At 62.7% G+C, this 23106-nt stretch carries 15 protein-coding genes; 8 read left to right on the top strand and 7 right to left on the bottom strand.

From position 1 onward, the window contains the following. Positions 1-401: 401 nt before the first annotated feature. Positions 402-710 (top strand): hypothetical protein, encoded by a 309-nt coding sequence (locus GM79_RS09010; RefSeq protein WP_035562543.1) that lies wholly within the window; start codon positions 402-404, stop codon positions 708-710. Positions 711-853: 143 nt separating this feature from the next. Here the strand turns inward: GM79_RS09010 and GM79_RS09005 are convergent, their stop codons facing one another. After that, on the bottom strand, positions 854-3754 hold the full coding sequence (locus GM79_RS09005) for a TolB family protein (protein ID WP_235184018.1): 2901 nt from the start codon (positions 3752-3754) through the stop codon (positions 854-856). A 208-nt stretch (positions 3755-3962) separates the two neighbouring features. Between GM79_RS09005 and GM79_RS09000 the strand changes: the two genes are divergently transcribed. After that, positions 3963-4511, top strand: coding sequence for a YceI family protein (locus tag GM79_RS09000; RefSeq protein WP_035562540.1), 549 nt, complete (start codon positions 3963-3965; stop codon positions 4509-4511). 158 nt (positions 4512-4669) lie between these two features. Here the strand turns inward: GM79_RS09000 and GM79_RS08995 are convergent, their stop codons facing one another. Together GM79_RS08995 and GM79_RS08990 are read right to left on the bottom strand one after the other, a co-directional pair. Continuing rightward, a complete protein-coding gene (locus GM79_RS08995) occupies positions 4670-7180 on the bottom strand; it encodes a TonB-dependent receptor plug domain-containing protein (RefSeq protein WP_081867647.1) in 2511 nt (836 codons plus the stop codon). A 270-nt stretch (positions 7181-7450) separates the two neighbouring features. Further along, on the bottom strand, positions 7451-7849 hold the full coding sequence (locus tag GM79_RS08990; RefSeq protein ID WP_035562534.1) for a hypothetical protein: 399 nt from the start codon (positions 7847-7849) through the stop codon (positions 7451-7453). 658 nt (positions 7850-8507) lie between these two features. Between GM79_RS08990 and GM79_RS08985 the strand changes: the two genes are divergently transcribed. The 4 genes from GM79_RS08985 to GM79_RS08970 all read left to right on the top strand — a co-directional run bounded on the left by GM79_RS08985 (position 8508) and on the right by GM79_RS08970 (position 16041). Further along, complete coding sequence (locus GM79_RS08985; protein ID WP_035562532.1) at positions 8508-12779, top strand: PAS domain-containing protein; 4272 nt, start codon at positions 8508-8510, stop codon at positions 12777-12779. 96 nt (positions 12780-12875) lie between these two features. Continuing rightward, positions 12876-14027, top strand: a complete 1152-nt coding sequence (locus tag GM79_RS08980; RefSeq protein ID WP_035562530.1) for a methionine aminotransferase — start codon at positions 12876-12878, stop codon at positions 14025-14027. 201 nt (positions 14028-14228) lie between these two features. Next, positions 14229-15011 carry an amidohydrolase gene (locus tag GM79_RS08975; protein WP_035562528.1) on the top strand — a complete coding sequence of 261 codons (783 nt, stop codon included), beginning with the start codon at positions 14229-14231 and terminating at the stop codon, positions 15009-15011. A gap of 46 nt (positions 15012-15057) precedes the next feature. Beyond that, complete coding sequence (locus GM79_RS08970; RefSeq protein WP_035562526.1) at positions 15058-16041, top strand: hypothetical protein; 984 nt, start codon at positions 15058-15060, stop codon at positions 16039-16041. A gap of 169 nt (positions 16042-16210) precedes the next feature. Here GM79_RS08970 and GM79_RS08965 read toward each other — a convergent pair whose 3' ends face one another. After that, the gene (locus tag GM79_RS08965) at positions 16211-18511 is read right to left on the bottom strand and encodes a T9SS type A sorting domain-containing protein (RefSeq protein WP_035562524.1); all 2301 of its coding nucleotides are present in this window, start codon (positions 18509-18511) and stop codon (positions 16211-16213) included. A gap of 112 nt (positions 18512-18623) precedes the next feature. On the opposite strand from GM79_RS08965, the gene GM79_RS08960 reads away from it, so the two are divergent. Further along, entirely contained in the window at positions 18624-19919 is a 1296-nt protein-coding gene (locus GM79_RS08960) for a UDP-N-acetylmuramoyl-tripeptide--D-alanyl-D-alanine ligase (protein ID WP_035562523.1), read from the top strand. Positions 19920-20114: 195 nt separating this feature from the next. On the opposite strand, the gene rfbC is transcribed toward GM79_RS08960, so the two are convergent. Further along, positions 20115-20660 carry a dTDP-4-dehydrorhamnose 3,5-epimerase gene (gene rfbC / locus GM79_RS08955; protein ID WP_035562521.1) on the bottom strand — a complete coding sequence of 182 codons (546 nt, stop codon included), beginning with the start codon at positions 20658-20660 and terminating at the stop codon, positions 20115-20117. Positions 20661-20909: 249 nt separating this feature from the next. Next, positions 20910-22022 (bottom strand): glycosyltransferase family 4 protein, encoded by a 1113-nt coding sequence (locus tag GM79_RS08950; protein ID WP_035562519.1) that lies wholly within the window; start codon positions 22020-22022, stop codon positions 20910-20912. A gap of 208 nt (positions 22023-22230) precedes the next feature. Here GM79_RS08950 and GM79_RS08945 point away from each other — a divergent pair, with 208 nt between their 5' ends. Continuing rightward, entirely contained in the window at positions 22231-22527 is a 297-nt protein-coding gene (locus tag GM79_RS08945; protein ID WP_161787146.1) for a c-type cytochrome, read from the top strand. Positions 22528-22674: 147 nt separating this feature from the next. On the opposite strand, the gene GM79_RS08940 is transcribed toward GM79_RS08945, so the two are convergent. Further along, the coding region (locus GM79_RS08940; RefSeq protein WP_035562515.1) for a T9SS type A sorting domain-containing protein at positions 22675-23106 on the bottom strand (432 nt) is incomplete at its 5' end.

The following is a 23106-nucleotide window of genomic DNA, read 5'->3' as shown; positions in this document are numbered from 1 at the left end:
CCCGTCGCGAAAGGCGCGGAAACTGGCAGATTTATTACGGGGGCGGCAGTCTAAAGTGAGGCACCTCCACGGCTCAGACCACCGCCAAAACGGGAAGGCATAGCATTTGGACAAGCGGCCATAATAGTCGCGCGGTCCCCCAGTTCCTGTACGGCTACGCGGTTGAGTACGGCCTTATCTGACTTATTTTCAGTGCCGCCTGAAAAAGTCCGGTCGGCCCACGCAACCCTTTTCGCGAGTGGCCGGTCAGGGATGCGAAGACCTCTAGTTCCACACCTTTTACGCTTTTTCCTGCGATGCGCCTGCTCCCAACCCTCCGCCTTGCCCTACTCTCCCTCACGGTGTTGAGCTGCGGCGAATCTACAGACCCTGAACCAAAAATTACTGACTGTTTTGGGCTTATGCCGGCCTGTTATTCCGGCACCGTGGTGGGCGATGCCTGCCTGGACGGCGTGCTGATTGACGTGGATGCCGCCTTTCCCATCGGCAAACCCACGGGCAGCCACCGCAACGTCATTGCCGCCGTCAATTTCGCCGATTTCGCGGGCCTGAACGAGGTAGGCACGCGGGTCTACTTCACTTACGCCAACGACCCCAGCCAGCAATTCCCTCAGCGCGCGTGCACCGCCAACACGGTGCCGCTGCAACTGCCGCACCTGGTGCTCAGCAACATTTCAAACACCGGTTGCAAGGCTCCCGGCCCCCGCTAAATCCCTTTCCTTTCCATCTGCAAAAAGTAACGCCCGGCCACTTTTTTGGTTGGGCGTTTTTTGTTGCGAATACCCTCACAAAGTTCGCTTCCGCGTAGTTTGAATGCTTCGCCGTTTGCGCTGGACCAGCCTCCCGAAACTCCTTATAGCCGGATATCAAACGCCAGCGGCTCCAGCACCAACAACTGCAACAACGGGTTGTACACCACCCGCACCCCGGCTTCGATGGGCGTGCGCAGGCGTAGCACGTTGAATTGTACCAGCGCATCGAAGCCCACGTTGCGGTAGTTGCGTACGCCCGTGCCGAGGCGGTTGGAGCCCTGCGCCACGTCGCCAAACACGGTAGCCCGCAGGCGCTGCACATACAGCCAGCGGCCCACTTCCCAATGCGTGAAAGCCAGCGGCAGGCTGTAGTCGAGGCTGGCTACGGCTAGGCGGTCGAAGCTGGTGTAGCCCTGGCCACGCGGAAACGAAACGGCCGGCGCAAACTGGTACTGCGCCTGGTCCTGCCACTGGTAGCCACCCCGCAGCCGCACGGCGTGGTGCCGGCCCAGCCCCGGCAAAAACACGCTACCCTGCCCCCCCAGCTGCCGGGCCTCCAGCCCGCGGCCAAACGGCGTGGTGCGCCACGTACCCAGAAAGCTGCCGCCCCAGCGCGGGGCCACGTCGCGGGCACTGCGCCGGAGCTGCGAAGCGTAGCCAACGGTGGTCTGAATGGCATTCAGCGGCCGGTTGGGACCGGTTTCGGTGAAGCGGCGCACGGGCAGGTTGTAGTCGTACACCTCTTCGTGCAGGTAATAGGAACTCACGGTGAGGCCCTGGAAATACTTGGACCGGGTAAGGTTGAGCGGCAGCCGCAGGCCCGCCGACAGCCGCGTGTAGCGCCACTGGTCGCGCAGCGTCTGGCCCTGAAAAATAATGGCCGCGTCGCGCCCGCCGTAAGTCACGTCCAAGTCCAGTACCGGGTACAGCGCCTGGTAACTGAGCGCGCCGATTACGCGGGCCGTGCGCTCAATCTGGTCGTAGCCCACCCCGGCAAAAACCTGGGTGGTGCTCAGCAAGTCCTGCGAGCGCAGGCCCAGGCTCACGGCATCGCCGGTAGGGCTTTGCACCACGCCGTAGCTGAATACATTGAAAGCGTGTCGCAGGGGCGAATACCGCCGCACGCCGTAGCGCACGGCCCCGGAATCGGCGGGCGGCACGGGACGCGACACCAGCTGCCCGGCCGGCTCCAGGGCCGAAAGTGCCTCGGCGTAAGGTCCGGGCACGTCGGCCGTAGCCGTCGGAATCGATACCCAAGCCGTGGTATCGAGCGGCATTTCGACTACCCGGGCGCCGGTGGCCCGGAAATCGTGAAAAGCCAGCGAGCGGCCATCCGGCGACACGGCTGCGTGGTAAGCACCCACCGGCCGCGACGTGACCCGGTAGGTTTGACCGGTGCGGGCACTCACGGCATAGAGGTTGTCGATGCCCGATTGAGCCGAATTGTAGAGCACGAAATCGCCCCAGGGCTGAGGATTAGCCAGGTTCACGTTGGCCACCGGCAGCAGCGGACGGGCGGCAGCGGGCACGGCCGGGTCCACCACTACAATGGTTTTGCCGGCGGCGCTCAGCGTCACGGCCACGAGGCGGCGGCCATCGGGATGCCAGCGGGGCTGCTGGTAGAAGTCGTTTTGGGGGTTGGGCAGGGTTTGAAGCACGGCCCCGGTTTGGGCGTCCACCAGCACCAGCGCGTGGCGGTAATTGACGTCGGTGCGCACGGCTACCAGTTGCCGGCCGTCGGGCGAGAGGGCGGCGGCGCTGTAGCGGGCGCCTTTGCCGATGCGGGTGAGCTTGCCGGTAGCCAAATTCAGCACTTTCAGCTCGGAAGCCACGCGCTGGCCCCAGCGGGCATCCTGCTGGTATTCCGGCCACACGGCCTTGCCGCCGCTCACCGACAGCATTTCGGGCAGGTTCAGCTGGCCGGGCACGAACACCTTGCGCTCGGCCCCGCGTCGGCTCAGCAGCACGAATTGCGCGATGTGGCCGAGCCCGGTTTTCAGGGCCAGCACCGTGCTATCGGTCACGTACTGCGGGTATTGGTACTGGGTGAAAACTTCTTCGGAAGCCGCGCCGGCCAGCTCCCGCACCGGCGTAATGGCGGGCGCGGCAGCTTGCTGGGTGCGCCACACCGAATCGATTTCGGTCATCGTCCGGTCGTAGAGCTGCTCCACGGTGAGGCCGGCACTGCGGCGAATGCCGTTCGAAAACGAGAAGGGATAAAACGGAAACCGGTAGTAGCGGTCGAGCGCTTTGGCCCAGGCATCGGCGCTGTGGTGGGTTTTCAGGTACGACGTCATGAAGTAGCCCAGCACGTACCAGTCGGGCACCTGGTCGCGCAGCGAGCCGTTCACGGCTTTCTGGTAGCTGTAGCGGCGGCCGGCCAGCAGGTTGGCCCGCAGCCCGGCATTGAAGTTGGGAATGCGGCCCCGGCCGCTGCGCGTGAGAGCGGTTTCGGTGCCCACAGCGTCGCCCTCAAAAAACCACTGTGGCACGCCCACGGCCGCGATGCCCAGCGCCCCGTCGCCCAGCAGCGGGTTCAGCAGCCGGCCAATGCCCTGCCGGGCTTTGTCGAACTGCCCCACGTGCCGGAATTCGTGCACGGCCAAGCCGTCGAGCCAGTCCACGGTGCCCAGCCCCAGCCCCTGCTGCGGCGTGGTAAAAAATTCGGCATGTCGGGGCAAAAACGTGACGAAGCCATTGCTGACCGTGGTCTGGTTCTGCATCACCACCCCGATGGGCCTCGGTACCACGCCCAACGTGGCCGCGCCGGGCCCGTGCAGCTGCTCCAGGCGGGCCGCCGTGCGTTGGGCGGCCGAGTCGAGGGCGCCGTTGTAAATCACCCGAAAGTGCGGAGTGCGCACTTCCTGCCAGCGCAGCGACGGCGGGTTTTGGGACAGAGCAGGCAGGCTTTGGGCGTGCACCCGGCCCAGCCCCGGCAGGCCCAGCAGCCCGCATAGCAACAAACGACGCATGAAATCTACCGGATTTAGAAGGCGGCTCACGAAACTCAGCGCTAAGAACGGCATGGCGGCCTTGCCAACAATAGCGCTGGGCCAGCCCACCGCTTGCATTAGCTAGGGCCAAAGGACGAAATGAATATGCTTTGAGAAAAATAATTCATGTATCAACATTTAATGTACAAACATCTATTACCTTTGTCACCTCACCTCACCTCACCTCACCTCATCATTCCAACATCATTCCAACATCATGTCTGAAACCGCCACCGCCACCACGTCCTGGGCAATTGACCCCACCCACTCCGAGGTACAGTTCAAAATCAAGCACTTGGTTATTTCTACCGTCACGGGTTCGTTCAAGAAATTTCAAGGTTCGATGCAGTCCGAAGGTGATACTTTTGAAAACGCCCAGGTCGAGTTTTCCCTCGATGTTGACAGCGTGGACACCAATCAGGAGCAGCGCGACGCGCACTTGGTTGGCGAAGAATTCTTCGACGCGGCCCGGTTTCCCCATATCAAATTCGCCTCGACTTCCTTCGAAAAAGTGGACGGCGACGCCTACAAGCTGACCGGCAACCTCACGATGAAGGATGTGACCAAGCCCGTGACCCTGGAAGCCGAATTCGGCGGTTCGGCCGTCGACTTTTACGGCAATCACAAGGCCGGCTTCGAAGTAACCGGCAAAATCAACCGTAAGGAGTTCGGCCTCACCTGGGGCGCCATCACCGAAGCCGGTTCCATCGTGCTGGGCGACGACGTGAAACTGTTCATCAACGTGCAGTTCACCAAGCAGGCGTAAGTTTCAGCCGCCGCACGTATAGCGGCCAACAGCCTGCGGGGCAGCCCGTAGCGAAGCGTTGCTGCTTTTAGTTAGTGTTCATAAAAAAGGGGTTCTGCTTCAGTTGAAGCAGAACCCCTTTTTATTTTCCCGGCAACGTTTCGTTGTGCAAGCAGCAACTATTTTACCTGCAAGATACTACTGCCCAGCACGCCCTGGCCAGTGGCAGATAAGCCTTCGATATTGACTTGGAAGGGGCCTTTGGCGTCGGAAGTGAAGAACCGGATTTCGGCCTGACCCAGGGCATCCACTTGCACCGTAGGATTCCAATAGAGGGTGGCACGGCGCAGGTCCGGGAAATTCTTATCGGTTTTGGGAGCATCGTAGCGGGGCACATAAAACGCCCGGCCGCAGTGGAAACCAGGCAGTTTCAGTGATATGACGCCCGGTGCCGTCTCATTCGGTTTGCCAGAATCAGATACGCCCTGGCGGGTGTACACGGCAATGACCCCGCCGACCCCCCGGCTGCCGAAAATAGCCGCCTGCCCGCCCTTAAGCACCTCAATGGTTTCTACATCGGTAGCCGGCAATAGCGCCAGGGTACTCACGTCGACCGGAAAGCCGTCGAGCAAGTAGAGCGGGCTGTTGATGCCGCGGATGAGCACATTAGTACTCGCACCAGCGCCCGTGACCTGCACACCGGGCACCCGTCCTTGTAGCATTTGCAATGCCGAGGTGCCCGCCGTGGGCGTGTAATCCGACATTTTCAGCACGGTAGCGTCGCCTTGTGGGTAAATCCGGCGCGGGTCATTAACGACTGGCCGGGCCCCTTTCACCGTGACGCCACCCAATAGAATGGACGTGGTATCAAGCCGAAACTTGCTTTCCATAGCTCGTTGCTCCTGGTTCCGGCGCAGGGCGCTGGCCAGGTCCTGCGGGGCCTGCAAGGGCAGCGGAGGCAGCGGGCGGGCGGTCATCGGTGGGCCCGGGTCGACGCGCACCGTCACCCACTTCCTGTCGCGGGGAGTGCGGGCCTGCACCGTCACCCGAGTGGTGTCGCAGCCCTCAAGGCCAATGAACAGGAACTGGCCATCTTCATTACTCACCGTCGATTGGAAGTACATAACCGGCTTGGTCTGCAACCACGATACCGCGCTGTTTGGCACGGGGTTGCTGTTGTTGCGCTGGGTAACCTGGCCCAGCAGGCTCACCGAGCGCTCAATGCCAAACTCGGGCTCCGCAGCTTTACCGGCCAGCACACTGGTCCACACAAACCGCCGCCAGCCCTGCGTGAGCAGCAGGGCATCGAGGTGCTGGGCCGTTTCGGCGGTGGGGTTTTGGAAGTAATAGCTCGGGTTTTCGACGTGGCCGGCCAGGTCGGAGGTCAGCAGCAGGTGCGAGGCAATGGTTTCGGCGATGTCGTTGCCACCGTCGGCGTCGGTGATGGCCACCGAAAGGTTGGCGGCGACGGGTACGGGCTGGCCCGCAGCATCGGCCACACGCACTTGCAGGCGCACGGGCTGGCGGGGACCGTAGCTGGCCCGGTCGGGGGTGACGGTGAGGCGCAGCCGGGGCTGGTTGTAGGCGAAGGCCAGCCGCTCAGCCAGCGGCGTTCCGGCCCCATCAAACAGCGTAAAATGCACGATTCCGTTGGGGAACTTGCTTTTGGGAATGCGGACCGTGGAGGTTTCGGTACCGGCCAGCTGGCCGCGGGCCACGTAGGCAGCCGCGCCCCGCACCTGCCCCATTAGGAGCACCGGCCCGCCCGCTCCGCCCTGCTGGCGAATAGCGACCAGAAAATCCTTAGCCAGCGTGAGCACGCGTAGGGTATAGCCGCGGGCCTGCACTTCGGGCAACGCCACCGTGACGGACTCGCCCGCCGGTGCCAGCACGGCCCGGTAGCGCTGGCCCGCCACCGGCTTGAGCACAAACGTGCCCATGCCCAGATGGCTGCTGCTAAATTTCGCCACCTGCTCATTCTGCTCGTTCACTACTTTCCCCTGCACGTCGAGGCCGTGGCCGGCAAAGTCAGTTACCTTGAAGGCCACCGTGTTTTCGAGGCCCGCAACCAGGTTGCCGCCTTCCGGGAAAAACTGCACATCGGGCGGGGCGGCAAAGGCTTTGGCGGCGGCGCGGGCCAGGGTAGCGCGCGCGCGCACGGCAGCTAGGTCGAAATCGGCCGTTTGGATGGGGGCCGCAGGCCAGATGGCCAGCCGGCGGGTATACAAAAAGTCGGGACCGGCATTGCGCATCCAGTTGGTGTAGGCGCGCAAAGTGTAGTTGCCAGCCGACAAGGTATCGGGCAGGGCAATGTCGCCGGGGGCCATTCCGGCTTCCAGCCGCAGGTTGCGGCTTACCACTACCTGGTTGGCGCCATTGAGCAAGTCCACGTGCAGCACCTTGCTCAACGTATCGGGTAGGTGCTGGGCAGCGTCCACCACATAGCCTTTCAGCCAGATGGTTTCGCCCACGGTATACCAAGACTTGTCGAGGTGCAAATAAGCCTTTGTGGGCTTCGCAGCACTATAAAACGCCTGCATGCGCTGGACAATCCGGTCCGCCAGCCCATCTTCAACCGGCAACCGAAAAGCAGTGACTCCGGCAGCCAGGAATGCCAGCAGGCCCACTGATTGGAATACTCGGCGCGAACGAGAAGAAACCAAGCGCAACCCGTTGGTAGAAGGCAGCATAGCGAAAATAAGGCTTTGAAAATCGAACAGTCAACCCAAAAGGTTGCCCGGAGCGAATATAAGCCCACACGCCACTTGAACAGTCCAAATCAGACCTTGTTACAATAGTTGCGCCGGCTCAGTCCCTTCTATCCCTTAGCCATGAGGCTGTTGGCTGCCACGCGCAAAAGTAACTAAATCACTGCCTCGTACATGCCGGAACAACCCATGTGCGGTATAAACCCAAACCAATCCGGCAAAATCCGGTAGCAGCCAGCCCTTGAGCGGGCTTTACAACTGCCTCAGCCATTCCTGGGCCGTGGTAATATCGTCGAACGTGCCCACTATCGGAGTACCGGATGTGAATTGCAGGGTCAGGTCGGTTGATAGCCGGCTGTAGACGTTGGGCGAGTATATCCAGGCGAAAAATTTCAGGCCGGCCGCCGTCATGGCCGGAAACCACTCGGTACCGCCCCACTCGGCGGCTTCGCTCCACATGCCAGTCACGTAAGTGTTGTCGTTCAGCACTTTGCTGCTGCCGTGCGCTACCATAAACCGAAGCATTTCCCGACAGCCGTGTTGCACGCTGGCTAAATCATGATTGCCATGCCAGTCGGCATAAATCCATTCATTTTGGGAATCGTAGGAAATGGTAACGTAAGGACCATCGGGCAAAGCTTGCAAAGACATAGCAACAAAGAAGGGCAGTGCGCCATGCTACGGTAAACACGTAACGTGGGATACACTGCCAGCACTCATTTTTTAAAAAATAGCAGATTTTCAACCACTCCAAAAGGATTTATCCACCGATTAAATACGTAGGCGCTTACGGTTGTGTTTCTCTAATAAAGGCTTTTCAGCCGTTGCCAGCACGTCGAAAGCTGGACTCTAATGCGCTGCTTTTGCTTGTTTCACTGCGCAAAGTGCTGACTTTACTGCGTTGGGCGACGCAGTAAAAAAAGGATTGGCGTTGGCTGGTTGTGCTCCGAAACCACCTTTTCCGGCACCATTTCGGTCTTCGCTTCGCCATGAAAAACTAATTTGAATCCTTCTCCAGCCTGAGCCCGAAGCCACAATTGCCCGCGTCAATGATTCGAAAGAGTCCGGCAGCAAAATCGTAACCAAAGTGCTCCCACTCAAAAAGCGCTGGCCCACTGAGGCCTGCCACCAGGGCTACTACTACCGCTTTAGCTTTCTAATTTTCCGCAAAGGACACCAGAAGAGAAGCGCTGGCCGAATCGGTCGGAGCTTTTTTTGGTTGAATTCTCCGGGCATCCGGCCCGCTCCCTATCTTTGAATAAAGCGCGTGGTGTTGCCGTCCGGCCGCGTTTCGCCGTCTTCTTTGCTTATGCTTTCTCCCGCCGTTCCCACCCTGGATTTTGAGCTGTTGTTCGCCGCGCTGCCCGCGCCTTTCGCCGCGCTGGCCCCCGATGGTACCACGCTGGCCCTAAACGAGGCAATGACCGCGCTACTGCCCCTACCCAGCCAAGCCGCCAACCTGACCGGGCAGCCCCTGGCAACCTTGCGCACTGCCCTGGCCGCCGCAGGCCACCAGCTGGCCGCACCCGAAGCATGGGCCGCCGGGCTACTGGCCGTGCAGACGGGCACCGCTCAGGTACTCAGGCCCGACCCGCTGCCCGGAGCACGACCCGAGACAGCCGCCACCTACTGGGAAGCCACCTTGCAGCCCGTGCCGGAACCGGCCGGCGGCCAGCCCCGGTTCGTACTCCTGCGCCTGCTGAACGTGACCGAGCAGGTGCAGGCCCGCCGCCGCAACGAAGCCCTGATTGCCGAAGCCCGGGCCGCCGACCAACGCCTGCACCGCGTGACCGAAAACCTGCCTTCCATCACCTTCATCAGCAACCAGGAAGGGGCCATGCTTTACCTAAGCCCCCAATGGTATGCCTACACCGGCAGCAGCCCGGCCGATGACCTGAACCAGGTATGGCAGGCACGGGTGCACCCCGACGACCGGGCCCGAATGAAGCAGCACTACGCCACGGCCCTGGCCAACGGCACGCCGTGGCGCTACGAGCTGCGCCTGCGCGGCCACGACGACGAATACCGCTGGTTTTTGAGCCAGGGTATACCCGAACCCCTGGCTGAGGCCCAGGCGGCCGGCCGCTCCCGCCAGTGGTTCGGCTCCGACCTCGACATTCATGATTTGCGCGAAGCTCAGGCCCGCCTGGAAGCCAAAGACGAACAGCTCAGCCAGATTCTGGGCCAGGCCCCGGCCCTGATTGCGACCGTGACCGGCCCCGACCATCGCTTCACCTTCACTAATGCGGCCTACGACGAGCTGATGCAGCACCGCTCCCGCCTGGGCGAGCCCGCCGCCCGGTGCCTGCCCGAAGTCGCGGAACAGGGCTTTATCAAACTGCTCGACAGCGTGTATCAGTCTGGCAAAAACTTTGAGGGCCGCGCTATGCCGATGGACGTGCGGGACGGCGATGGCCAAACGCTCCGACGCGTGTACCTGGACTTCTCGTACGTGCCGCTACGCGACGGCCAGGGCCGGATTACGGGCATTCTCACCTTTGGAGTCGACGTGACCCAGCAGGTGCTGGCCCGCCAGGAAACCGAGGTCCTGCAGGGCCAGGTGCGCGCCGCCGATACCCAGTTGCGCCGCCAGGCCGAAGTGCTGCCCATCATCACTTTCTCTACCGATGCCACGGGCGCCACTACCTACATGAGCCCGCAGTGGTACGCCTTCACGGGCCAAAAACCCGGCGGGCCCTGGGAAGAAGTGGACGCGGAATGGGCCGACCGCCTGCATCCCGACGACCGCGAGAGTGCGAAATTTGAAATTCAGCAGAGCATCAATTTCGCGCGCCTGGGGCGGGTGGAAGTGCGCCTGCGCGGCGCCAATGGCCAGTACCGCTGGTTTCTGACCGAGGCGGTGCCGGAGCTGAATGCCGGTGGCCAGCTGCGCCAGCGCTACGGCTACTTGCTCGACGTGCACGAGCTGCGCAACGCCCAGCGCCGCCTCGAAGACAAGGACCGCCAGATGAGCCAGATTCTGGCGCAGACGCCGGCCTACATTTCCACCCTCGAAGGCCCGGACCACCGCTATACCTTCTTCAACGCCAGCTACGCCGAGCTGCTGGGGCATCGCCCCCGCCTGGGCGAAACCGTAGCCAACGCCCTGCCCGAAATGGCGACGCAAGGCGTGCTGGAGCGTCTGGACCACGTGTACCGAACCGGCGAAACGTATGTGGGCCAGGAAATACCCGTTCGCGTGCAAAACGAGGCCGGCGGGCTGGCCCCCGAGCGGTACGTGGACGTGACTTACATTGCCCTGCGCGATGGCCGGAAGCAGGTAACGGGCGTGCTCATTTTTGTACTGGATGTGACGGAGCGGGTGAGCACCCGCCAACAGGCCGAGGTGCTGGCCGCCGAAATGCACCGCCGCGACGAGCAGGTGCGCACCATCACGGCCTCGGTTCCGGTGTTTATTTTCAGCCTCAACCCCGCCGGCCACATCACCTACACCAACCCGTATTTTTATGAGTACACGGGGCTGGACCCCAATGGCCCACCCGACGAGGCCTGGAGCGTGCTGGCGCCGGAAGACCTGGCGCGGGTGAGCGAAGTGGGCCAGACGGCCATGGCAGCTGGTGAGCCCTGGCAGGCCACGTTTCAGTGCCGCCGGCACGATGGTGAATACCGCTGGTTCCAAACCAAAGTGCAGCCCTACACCGACGCGAGCGGGCAGTTGGCCGGCTTCAGCGCAGCCACCATCAAAATTCATGAGCTGCACGAGCGCACCGAGGAGCTGGCCCGCAGCCGTGCCGACTTTGCAGCCCTGGCCGACAATATTTCCCAGCTGGCGTGGATGGCCGATGCCACAGGGCATATTTTCTGGTACAACCGGCAGTGGTACGATTATACGGGCACCACTCCGGAAACCATGCAGGGTTGGGGGTGGAAAACGGTGCACGACCCCGCCCTGGTAGAAGGCGTCAATGCCCGTTACCTCGCCAGCATTGAAGCAGGTCAGACGTGGGAAGACACTTTTCCGCTGCGGCGCCACGATGGGAAGTACCGCTGGTTCCTGAGCCGGGCCCGACCAATTCGCGACGAGGCCACCGGCGAGGTACAGCGCTGGTTTGGCACCAACACCGACGTGACGGAGCTGCGCCAGCTGCAAAACCGCCTCGGGGCCAGCGAAGAGGAGCTGCGCATTCAGGCTGAGAGCATTCCGCAGCAGGTGTGGACGGCGCTGCCCGATGGCACCGTGGATTTTTTCAACCACCGCACGGCGGCTTACGTGGGCGAGTCGATGGAAAAGAACGGGGCCGCGCACTGGCTCAACTTTGTGCACCCCGACGACCACGCCTCTATGCACACGCGCTGGACTCAGGCCATCGCCACGCAGCGGTACTATGAGGCCGAGTTCCGGCTACGGCGCTACGACGGCGAATACCGCTGGTTTCTGGGGCAGGCCCAGGCGCGCCGGGCCCCCGGCGGCCAGGTAGAGAAATGGTACGGCACCAACACCGACGTGCACGAGCAGCGCGTGCTGCAGGAGCAGCTGCTTTCGAGCCAGGCCCGGTTCAAGCAGCTGCTCGAAACCCTGCCCCAAATGGCCTGGACCTCTCGCCCCGATGGCAGCGTGAGCTACTACAACCAGCGCTGGTACGACTTCACGGGCGGCAGCTTCGAGCAGCTGCAGGACTGGGGCTGGGAGTATTTCATTCACCCCGACGACCTGACCAACACCCTGCGGCGCTGGCGGCACAGCATTGCCACCACCGAGCCGTTTGAGGCGGAGCACCGCTGGCGCGACCTGCAGGGCCAGTACCGCTGGTTTCTGGCCCGCGCCGAGTGCCTGCGCGATGCCACCGGCGCCGTGGTGCTGTGGGTGGGCGCCAATACCGACGTGCACGAGTTCAAGCAGGCCCAGCAGCAGCTGCAGGCCCAGAATGCCCACTTGGTGCGGACCAACGAGGACCTGGACAACTTTGTGTATACGGCCTCGCACGACCTCAAGCAGCCCATCAACAACATGGCGGGCATTTTTGAGGAGCTGACGCGTACGGCATATTTCCGCGACCCCGACGCCATTAAGCTCATTGCTTACTTTGAGCGGGCGCTGGGCCAGATTTATAGTACCATTGATGCCCTGAGTGCGATTGTGCGCGGGCAGCGGCAGGAACAGGAAGTACCCGCCGAAAACGTGGAGCTGGCCCCGCTGGTAGCCGAAATTGTGGGCAGCCTGCAGGACCAGGTTACGCAGAGTGGCGCCACGTTTGAGCTGGACTTTGCCACCTGCCCCGTGCTCACCTTCGTGCGGCCGAACCTGCAAAGCCTGCTTTTCAACCTCATCAGCAACTCGCTGAAGTACGCCGACCCCGACCGGCCGCCCGTCATCCGCATTAGCTGCACGCCCGATGCGGCTACGAGCAGGCCCGTCCTCATGGTGCAGGACAACGGCGTTGGTATCGACATGGAACGCTTTGGCCCCCAGCTTTTTCAGCTCTTCCGCCGCTTCCACACCCACGTTGAGGGCACGGGAATGGGGCTGTATCTGGTCAACCGCATCGTGAAAAACCACGGTGGCCGGCTGGAAGTGAGCAGCACCGTGGGCGATGGCTCTACGTTTCGGATTTATTTATAGGAATTCGTCAACGAAATATTCTCCTCCTTTCTGTGAGAAAAATAATATTCCGTTTCTTAGCCGGCGTTCTTCTGTAATTCCCCAACCACCTCCGCTTTGCTTCAGTCCAAACTCCCCGATGTTGGCGTCAGCATCTTCACCCAAATGACGCTGCTGGCCCAGGAAACCGGCGCCATCAACCTGGCCCAGGGCTTTCCCGACTACGACCCGCCGCAGGAGCTGCTGGAGGCCCTGGCCCGCCACGCCCGCACGCCGGGCCACCACCAGTACGCGCCCATGCCGGGCCTGCCCCGGCTGCGCGAAGCCATTGCCACCCAGGTCGCCCGCCTGCACGCCGACGCCCCCACGCCCGACCCGGCCACCGAAATCACCATCACGGCCGGTGCCACCGAAGCCCTGTATTCGGTGCTGGCCGCGGTGGTGCGGCCCGACGATGAAGTGCTGGTTTTTGAGCCCGCGTACGACCTTTACGGGCCGGCTATTCGACTGCAGGGCGGCGTGCCGCGCTACGTGCGCCTGCCCGCCCCGCACTTCCGGCCCGACTGGGAGGCGGTGCGCCGGGTGGTGTCGCCCCGCACCCGCTTGGTTATCGTGAACACGCCCCACAACCCCAGCGGCGCCATTTTCACGGCCGATGACTGGAACCAGCTGGCCCGCCTGCTCTCCGGCACCGACGCGTTGGTGCTGAGCGACGAAGTGTACGAGCACCTCGTGTTCGACGGCACGCCGCGCCTGAGTGCCCGCCAGCATCCGGAATTACGCGAGCGCAGCTTCGTGCTCTCGTCCTTTGGTAAAACCTACCACGCCACGGGCTGGAAAGTGGGCTATTGCCTGGCCCCGCCCGCCCTCACGGCCGAGGTGCGCCGGGTGCATCAGTTCGTCACGTTTGCCGTGAGCACGCCTACCCAGCACGCCCTGGCCGACGTGCTGGCCGCCGACACCACCGACGCCCACGCCCGCGGCCTGGCCAGCTTCTACCAGCAGAAGCGCGACGAATTCCGCGCCCTGCTCGATGGCGCCGGCTGGGACTTGCTGCCCGTGCCCGGCGGCTACTTCCAGCTGGCGCGCTACCACGCCTTTTCGGCGGCCAGCGACGTGGCATTTGCCCATCACCTGGCCCGCGAAAAAGGTGTGGCCGTAGTCCCCGTCTCAGCCTTCTACCACGATGGTTTTGACGACGGGCTCATTCGCTTCTGCTTCGCCAAGCACGGCGAGACCCTGGCGGCGGCGGCCAAGCGGCTGCGGTAGCTTGGGATGAGCAGTGAGCAAAAAAACCGTAACCCGTAAGGTTGTCATGCTGAGCTTGCCGAGGCATCTCTACCGCATCGTTGAAACCGTCCAACGGTGCGGTAGAGATGCCTCGGCAAGCTCAGCATGACAGACGTTTTTATGCTTCTATCCGAATGCTTAAACCAACCAAAACACCTTATTCTGTCATCCGCTCCCACTATGGCTGACCTCACCGTTTCCTTTGTTCAGGCTGAGCTGCACTGGCACGATGCCGCAGCCAACCGCGCCGCGTTTGCGCGGCAGCTGGCGCAGCTCGCCGGGCCTACGGACCTGATTGTGCTGCCCGAAATGTTCACCACCGGCTTTAGCATGGACGCGGCGGCGCAGGCCGAACCCATGAGCGGCCCCACCGTGGCGTGGCTGCGCGAGCAGGCCGCGCAACACAACGCCGTGGTCACGGGCAGCGTCATCATCGAGGAGAACGGGGCTTATTTCAACCGCCTGCTGTGGGTGCGGCCCGATGGCAGCCTGAGCAGCTACGACAAGCGCCACCTCTTCACGCTGGCCGGCGAGCAGCATGTGTACACGCCCGGCCGCGCCCGCCTCGTGGAGGAGTGGCGCGGCTGGCGCATCTGCCCGCTGGTGTGCTACGACCTGCGCTTCCCGGTCTGGAGCCGCAACCCGCCCGTCCGGCCCTACGACCTGCTGCTGTACGTGGCCAACTGGCCCGCCGTGCGCCGCACCGCCTGGACGACGCTGCTCCGCGCCCGCGCCATCGAAAACGTGGCCTGCGCCCTGGGCGTGAACCGCATCGGCCACGACGCCCTGGGCCACGCCTACGCCGGCGACTCGGCCCTGCTCGATGCCCGCGGCAACTACCTGGTCGAGGCCGATGACCGGGCCGGCACCTTCACCCACACCCTGCGCCGCGAGGAGCTGGAGGAATTCCGGGCCAAATTCACGGCGTTGGATGACGGCGATGCGTTTGAGTTAATTGGCTGATTTTTCTTCTTTATGATACAGTCAATAGACATTCCGTTTATCAATCATGATGTCTTTTCGCTTAGCTTACCGGTCAAAATTCGGTCGTTTTCGACCTGGGTTTCTGGTTATCATTCTATTCTGGAATTTGCTATTGCTTGGGCAGGCAAGCTTTGCCAATCCCATACGGGCCGTGGAAGTGCGTATGCAGGACTTGCCCGCTATTCAGCTTCGGCATGGCACCGATTCGGTCAGCCGGTTGGTGAATGGAACGCCCATTTGGCGTATTAACCGTGACGTGGCACTTGCGCTACTCCAAGGAACGAGCTTACGCTTTTCGGAACCGGGAACATGGGAACGCCGCTACTTGCTGAGAATGGGAAAAGAAGTGAAGGCAGCAGCACTCGTTCCCTTACTTGAAGGGGCCTTGCGTGCCGAACTAGAACAGGCTGAGCAGGTAAATCAGCGGACGGATTTTGTGCTCAGTTTGGACGAAGACCTCCTGAAGGCTTACCTGTACCAGCAACCACCCACGGCTGAAGCAGTGTTGAAGGAACAGCTAAACCGCTATTTCCGACTCCGGCAGCAACTAGAGGAAGGGGGCCAAACGGGCTTCTTTCTGCGCCTATTGGGACAGGACTTGGTGGCGTGGAGCAAAGCCTCAGTGGAAGAAACCATTTATAAATACCTGCTGGCACTGAACCGCATAAACCCAATAGCCTTTCCGCAAACCCTGGTGGAAGAGCAGCAACGTCGCGTGCAGCCCCAGCACCAAGCGGCTATAGCAAATACGTTTCGGCAGAAAGAATCGGTGAAGAAACAAACCGAACAAGTAGCACTTGATGAGGTAGAAGTCGGTGGCGTAACGATGCCGAAATCCTTGGGCGGTACCGAAGGGTGCTCCTTAATTAAAATCACTGAGTCCGAACAAGTATATTTTCTGGAAAAATCTTGTCGCTCAAGCTCGAAATCTGGCTCTGGCGATACTCACCTAGTGAAAATCAGCCACGATAAGGTCGAACTAACCCTTGTGCAATGGTGGATAAGTTAGCTCGATAGTGGACGCTAGTTGACAAAGTCTGCTTATTGGAGCCACGCCTATCTCGGCTATTATGCCCTACTAAATGCCTACTTCAACGAGGAAAGCGAGATGCTTCGGCAAGCTCAGCATGACGGTCGATTTACTCTTCGAGTAGCTTCTGAACAACAAGCCTTGGCACTTACCGCACCAGCAGCCGTTGCACGGCGGCCGCGCCATCGGCCCCGGTGGCGCGCACGAGGTACACGCCGGGCGCCAGGCTGCTTAGGTTCAGAAGGTGCTGGCGTTGGGGCAGGGCGGTGGTTTGCACCACGCGGCCGGTCAGGTCGAGCAGGGTGAGGCGGACGGGGGAACGGGCTTCGACGGTGGCGGAGGCGGTGGCCGGATTGGGGTAGATGGCCAGGGCCAGGGCGCGGGCGGCTTCGGAGCGGGTGGCGGTGATGGTGGTGGGGCGGTTGCGGGTGCCGTAGCTGAGCAGGCCGCCCGCCTGGGTGCCGACGAGGAGTTCGGGGGCGCCGTCGCCGTTCAGGTCGGCGGGGGCGAGGGCGAAGCGGGCGTTGGCGTTGCGGCCCAGCCGGGTGGGCTCGTACTGGCCGGTGAGCGGGTTGTGCAGCAGGTCGGTGCGGTCCGAAAAGGTGCCGCTCTGGGCGCGGTAGTTGGAGAACAAGCGCAGCCCGCCGGCCGCATCCGCCGTGAGCAGGTCGGGCTGGCCGTCGCCATCGAAATCGGCCACCGTGGGGCTGAGGTTGACGGGCCGGCCGCCGGTGGCCGTGCGGAGGCGGCCAAAATCATTGTCGGCCAGCACAAAGGCATTATCCAGCGGGCCGCTGCCCCGATTGCGGAAATAATGCAGGCTCATGCCCGGCTCGCGGCTGTCGTTGGTGCCGAGGAGCAGGTCCACGTACCCGTCGTTATCCACATCGACAAAGGCCGGCACGTCGCCCTGCGTGCGGGGCAGCACGCCGGTGGTAGCGGCGCCCTGCGGCTTGAAATCAACCGCCGTGGCCGCATCAAACGCCACGGGCTGGCCCGCCGCAGCGGTATTCAGTATGTAGTAGAGGCGGTTGATGGTGCCGTTCCAGGCGCTGTAGGCCAGGTCGAGGGCGCCGTCGCGGTTCAGGTCTACCAGCACGGGTTTGAGGCCCAGCAGGCGCTGCGCGGCCAGGCCCAGGTAATCGGCGGTAACGAAGCGGAACATCGGCCGGGTGCGGGTGCCCACGTTGCGGTAATAGGTCAGGTTGGCGCGGTACACGCCGTCCACGCGGTCGGCGTGGTTGCCGATGAGCAGGTCTGGCAGCCCGTCGCCGTCGAGGTCGCCGAAGGTGGGCGCGGCGCCTTCGCTCACGTCAATCATCTCATTGGCCAGGAAGCCGCCGGCGCGATACGCAAAGGCCGGTGCCCCGCTGGCGGCCGTGTTTTCAAAGAGCTGCACGTTGTCGCGCAGGCTCACTTTGTCTTCAAGGTTGGTGAAAATGTTGGGCGCCACCACCAAATCGGGGCGGCCGTCGAAGTTGGCATCGAAGGAATAGCCCGTTGGAAACACTGGCACCCGCACCGGCGCAGCGGCCGACGGAAAGCTGGCGCTGATGCCGGCCTGCGTGAGCACCGGCGCCAGGGCCGTGCCCTGGTTGAGCAGGCTCACCAACTCGGGACAATTGTCGCGGCCGTCCAGCAGGTCCTGGTCGCCGTCGCCGTCGAGGTCCACGAGCAGCAGGCTGTGGCCGCCGGTGTGCAGCGGCCGGGCCACGAAGCAGGATTGGCCATTGAACTTGTAGCTGGCGCAGCTCTGGCAGGCTTGCAGGCCGCCCCAGTTGTTGGTTTTGAGGGTGAAGGTGAGGGCGTTGCCGCAGGTACCGGGACTGGTATTCAGGTAAAGTTCGATGACCGAGGCGCTGATGAAATCATAGCTCATGATGTCGAGCTTGCCGTCGCCGTCCACGTCCTGAATGGCGGGCATGTTGTAGCCGCCCAGCGTGAGGTTGGCGGTGCCGCTGAAGCCGCCGGAAAATCGAATCTGGTTGGTGGTGAGCTGGAAGCTGGGGCGGCCGTTGGCCGGCACGTTGCGGAAAACCCGAATTTCGCCATTGTTCACGTAGGTAAACAGGTCGGGGCGGCCGTCGCAGTCGTAGTCGCGCAGCAGCGCCCAGCCTTGCAGGTCGGCCGGAAAAAGCGCCTCGTACTGCGGGGCGTAGGCCCAGCGGCGGCCAGCGGCGGTACCCGGCGCGGCCACGCTCAGAAAGGTGTAGACGCGGCTGGTTTCGCGGTCGAAGGCAAACAGGTCGTCCTGGCCATCGTCGTTCAGGTCGATGGTGCTGAACTGGGGCGTGTTCAGGCCGCCGGCCCAGGCGTTGCGGAGCGTATCGGCCCCGTGCACAACCGCCGCCGCCGGCCGGAATTCGAACCCAAACCCGGTGCCCGGCTGGGCGGTAGCGGCGAAGAAAAACGCCAGCAGCGCCAGCAAAAGGAGGTAGGAGCGGCGCATAAGCAAAGCTACAGCAAGGAAATTGCGGGAGGAAAATGGGAATGGGTACAAAAATCGCCCCCACCTTTGCAACAAACTACATCCGGTTTGCGCTCACAGTTCAACTAGCTCTATGCTGCTCTACACCCATTATCTGGCCGCTGATGGCCTCGTCAGCACCGATTCGCGCCAGCCGCAGCCCGGCACCCTGTTTTTTGCCCTCAACGGCCCCAGCTTTCGCGGCGCTGAATTTGCGCCCCAGGCCCTGGCCAACGGTGCCCGCCACGCCGTGGTAGACGATGCCGCGCTGGCCGCCACCGACCCAACGCGCTATACGTACGCCCCCGACCCACTCGCGGCCCTGCAGGCGCTGGCCCAACACCACCGGCAGCAGTTCGACATTCCGGTGCTCGCCATCACGGGCTCCAACGGCAAAACCACTACCAAAGAGCTACTTACGGCCGTATTGGCGCAGAAATTTCGGGTACTGGCCACCATCGGCAATTTGAATAACCACATCGGCGTGCCGCTCACGCTGCTGCGGCTGCGGGCGGGCGAGCACGACTTTGCCGTGATTGAGATGGGCGCTAACCACCGCGGCGAAATCGCGGCGTACTGTCCGTGGGCCCGGCCCAGCCACGGCCTCATCACCAACATCGGCAAGGCGCACCTCGAAGGGTTTGGCGGGGCCGAAGGCGTGGCCCTGGGTAAAGGCGAGCTGTTCGATTACCTGGCCCGCACCGGCGGCACGGCCTTCGTCAACACCCTCGACCCCAAGCTGCCGGGCCTGGCCGCCGCCGTGCCCACGCGCCTCACCTACCCCGGCCCAGCCGATGCCTACCCCGCCACGCTGCTCGCCGCCGACCCTGCCCTGGCCCTGCGCCTGGCCGATGGCACCGACGTGGCCGTTCAGCTCACCGGCGACTACAACTTCCCCAATCTGGCCGCCGCCGCCGCCGTGGGCCTGCACTTCGGCATTTCTCCGGATAGAGTGGCCGCCGCACTGGCCCAATACAACCCGCAAAACAACCGCTCCCAGCTCCTGCGCACGGCCCACAACGACCTGCTGCTCGACGCCTATAACGCCAACCCCAGCAGCATGGCCGCCGCCCTGCGCAGCTTCGCCGCCCGCCCGGCCGCGCCCGGCCAATCCAAACTGGTCATCCTCGGCGACATGTTTGAGCTGGGCGACGAAAGCGCCGCCGAGCACCGCCAACTCGGTCAGCTACTAACCGAATTAAATTTGCCTGCCGTGCTACTAATCGGCCCGGAAATGGCGCAAGCCGCCTCGGAGTCATCAAAAGCGCAGCATTTCCTCACGAAAGCCGCAGCCGCCGAGTGGCTGAAGCAACACCCGTTGCGCGGCCAGCAAGTGCTGGTGAAGGGCAGCCGCGGCATGGCACTGGAAACGCTGGTGGAACTGCTGTGAGTGTCATTCTGGCTCGCCGGGCGTGCACCCCATCCCCCAACCCCTTCCCCTCCGGGGGAAGGGGAGCTAGTTTTTAGTTTTAGTCAGTGTTTTCTATCTTTTTAGAGCTAATCCCCCCTCTCCCGGAGGGGAGGGGGCTAGGGGGTGGGGTGCACGGCCGGCGAGCCCGAACATGACGCCCCCCTTCCCCACCCCCTAAAACGGGCTCACGAAATCCTTGAATAGCGGCAGCTCTTCGTCTTTGCCAGAAACCAAAGGGGCTACTTCCGTACCCCAGTTGATATTCAGGTCGGCGTCGTCCCAGCGCAGGCCGCCTTCGGCGTTGGGGGCGTAGTAGTCGCTGCATTTGTAGAGGAAGATGGTGTCGTCTTCCAAGGCCAAAAAGCCGTGCGCGAACCCGACGGGGATGTAAAACATATTGCCGCGCTCAGCCGATAGCTCCATTAGCTGGTGCTGGCCGTAGGTGGGCGAGTTGCGGCGCAAATCAACGGCTACGTCGAGGGCGCGGCCCTGGCCCACGCGCACCAGCTTGGCCTGGGCGTGGGGCGGAAGCTGGAAATGCAGGCCGCGCAGTACGCCTTTCTTGGAATTCGACTGGTTGTCCTGCACCCATTGCGCGTCGGCTCCGGCCTGGGCCATGAGGCGGGCGCTGAAGGTTTCAAAGAAATGCCCCCGGTCATCGGCAAACAGACGGGGAACGAACTCAACTAGCCCAACGATGGGAAAATGCTTTACTTCCATTACAGCAAAGGTAGAATAGGGCCGCACTTGATGCGGAATGCGGACGGCGGTTTTGCGCGGAGCGTAGTACGACGGCCGAAGTACAGCAAGCTCCTGCGAACGGAACAGAGGTGGCGGGCGGCTGTGTCGTCGTGAGTCAGAGACTCACCCCATCTGCCGGCCAGCAGTTACGCGCTGCGCGCTAAACTGCGGCCAGCGCCGCTTCGGCCAGCGCCGTTTCCCTGACAACCAGCAACTGACAACCAGCAACTACCGCCCCACCTCGGCGACGGCTTTCAGATACTGGTCGAGCACCAGTTTTTCGTCGAATTTGGTTTCGGCCAGGTAGCGGCTGTTTTGGCCCATGCCGTGCAGGTCGGCGTCGGAAAGCCGGAGCACCTGAAGCATCTTGGCGGACAAATCGGGGCCGCTGCGTACCTGGCAGAGGTAGCCGTTGCGGCCGTCGACCACGGTTTCGCGGCAGCCGGGCACGTCGGTGGTTACGAGGGGCTTGCCCACGGCTGCCGCTTCGAGCAGGGTTTTGGGGGTGCCTTCGCGGTAGCTGGGCAGCACCACGCAGTCGGCGCGGTGCAGGTGGGCGGCCACGTCGTCGGAACGGCCCAGGTATTCAATGTCGCCGCTCTTGAGCCACTCCTCAAACGTAGCGCGGGGCACGCCCACGCCGCCGGCCTCGTCGAGGCCACCCAATAGCTGAATGCGCGTGCCGGGCACGGCCTGCCGAATGATTTTGGCCGCTTCGAAGTATTCGACCACGCCTTTTTCGTAGAGCACCCGCGCCACCATCAAAAACACGAACGGCGTTTGGCGGGTGAACTCCGGCGCGGGCCGAAACTTATCGGTATCCACGCCCGAGCCGGGCAATAGGCCGGTAATTTCCCGCTTCACGAGGCCGTTTTCCAGGAACAGCTGCCGGTCGTCGCCATTCTGAAAAAACACTTTGTGCGGAAACCGGAACGCGAGGCGGTAGAGCCCCAGCGCCACTTTACTCACGAAGTTTTTGATGATGAAGACCGTGCCCAGCCCGCTCACGTTGTTGATGCTGGGCACGCCGGCCATTCGGGCCGCAATGCTCCCGTAGATGTTGGGCTTGATGGTGTAGTGCAGCACCACATCGGGTTTTTCGCGCTTGTAAATCTTGTAGAAGCGCAGCGTCAGGGCGGCGTCCTTCACCGGATTGGTGCCCTTGTTTTCCATCAGAATAGGCACGAAGCGGCAGCCCAGCTCGGTTTCGAGGCGCGCCGAGTAGTCGTCGGGCGGGGCAATGGCCAGTACTTCGTGGCCGGCCGCCTGCAAGGCCCGCACGAGGCTGGCGCGGAAATTCCAAATATTCCAGCTGGTGTTGATGACGAGGGCGACGCGCACTTTTTCGAGGGTATGAGGGTGTGGGGGTAGGAGGTTAGGGGTGACAAAGGTCGGGCTAACGGCGCGATGACTCCTAACGGATGAACAACGCCGCCTCCCCCCGAAACTCCCACCCTACTACCCCCACACCCTCCTACCCTCAAAATCCCCTCCTGCCTTTAATTTTATTCGCCGGTACTTTGTGGCTCGATTATGTGTTGTGATGGCTATGAAGCTTCGTATTTTTTCTGCTTTCCTGTGTTTACCGTTTCTGCCCGCGCTTGCTTGTGCCGGACCGCCGGTGGTGCCAGGCCAGCTGCTGTACCAGAAAAACTGCATGCGCTGCCACGGCGCCAACGGCAAAAAAGGCGCTAACGGCGCCCACGACCTCACCAAGAGCAACCTCAACGCCTTCGGCCGCACCTATTTGGTGACCAAAGGCATGGGCAAGATGCCCGCCTTCGGCAAGCAGCTCACGCCGCAGCAGATTCAGGAAGTAGTGGCCTATTCGCTCACGCTGAAGTAGACCAACCAGCCGCTCGCCGGCCCCGCATACAACAAGTCCCCGCTCCAGTGCACCGGAGCGGGGACTTGTTGTATGTGGGGCACGTGCTCCTCACATGAAGGGTGTAGGAGTTGGGGCAAGAACGTGCTTCTGCTGGTACACAAACCGCTACCGTAGCACCACGCGCCTGGTGAGCGTGCTGGCCCCGGCTTGCAGGCGCAGCGCATACACGCCCGCCGCCAGGCCCTCGGCCCCAAACTCGACGTTGGCCCCGCCCGCGCTCAGGCTGGCCGACTGCCGGCGCACCACCTGGCCCAGGCTGTTGAGCAGCGTGGCCTCCACCGCGCGGGCGCCAGCGATGGCCGGCACGCTCACCGTGAAGCGGCCCGTGGCCGGGTTCGGGTACACACCCACTTGTTCGGCGCTCACGCCCGTGGACGAAGCAAGGACCGCGCTGTTGCTGAAGCTCAGCGTGAAGCGCCCCAGCAGCAGGGCCTGCGCCTCTGCGGCTGTGACGCTGAAGCTATACGCGGTGCCGCTGGCTAGCTTGAGCGTCTGGCCCGTGGCGGCGTCGCTGAGGTAGGCGTCGAGCCCGGTGGG

Origin of the sequence: Hymenobacter sp. IS2118 (assembly GCF_000715495.1) — a bacterium.
Taxonomy (GTDB): Bacteria; Bacteroidota; Bacteroidia; order Cytophagales; family Hymenobacteraceae; genus Hymenobacter.
This window is presented reverse-complemented; position numbering and strand designations above follow the sequence as displayed.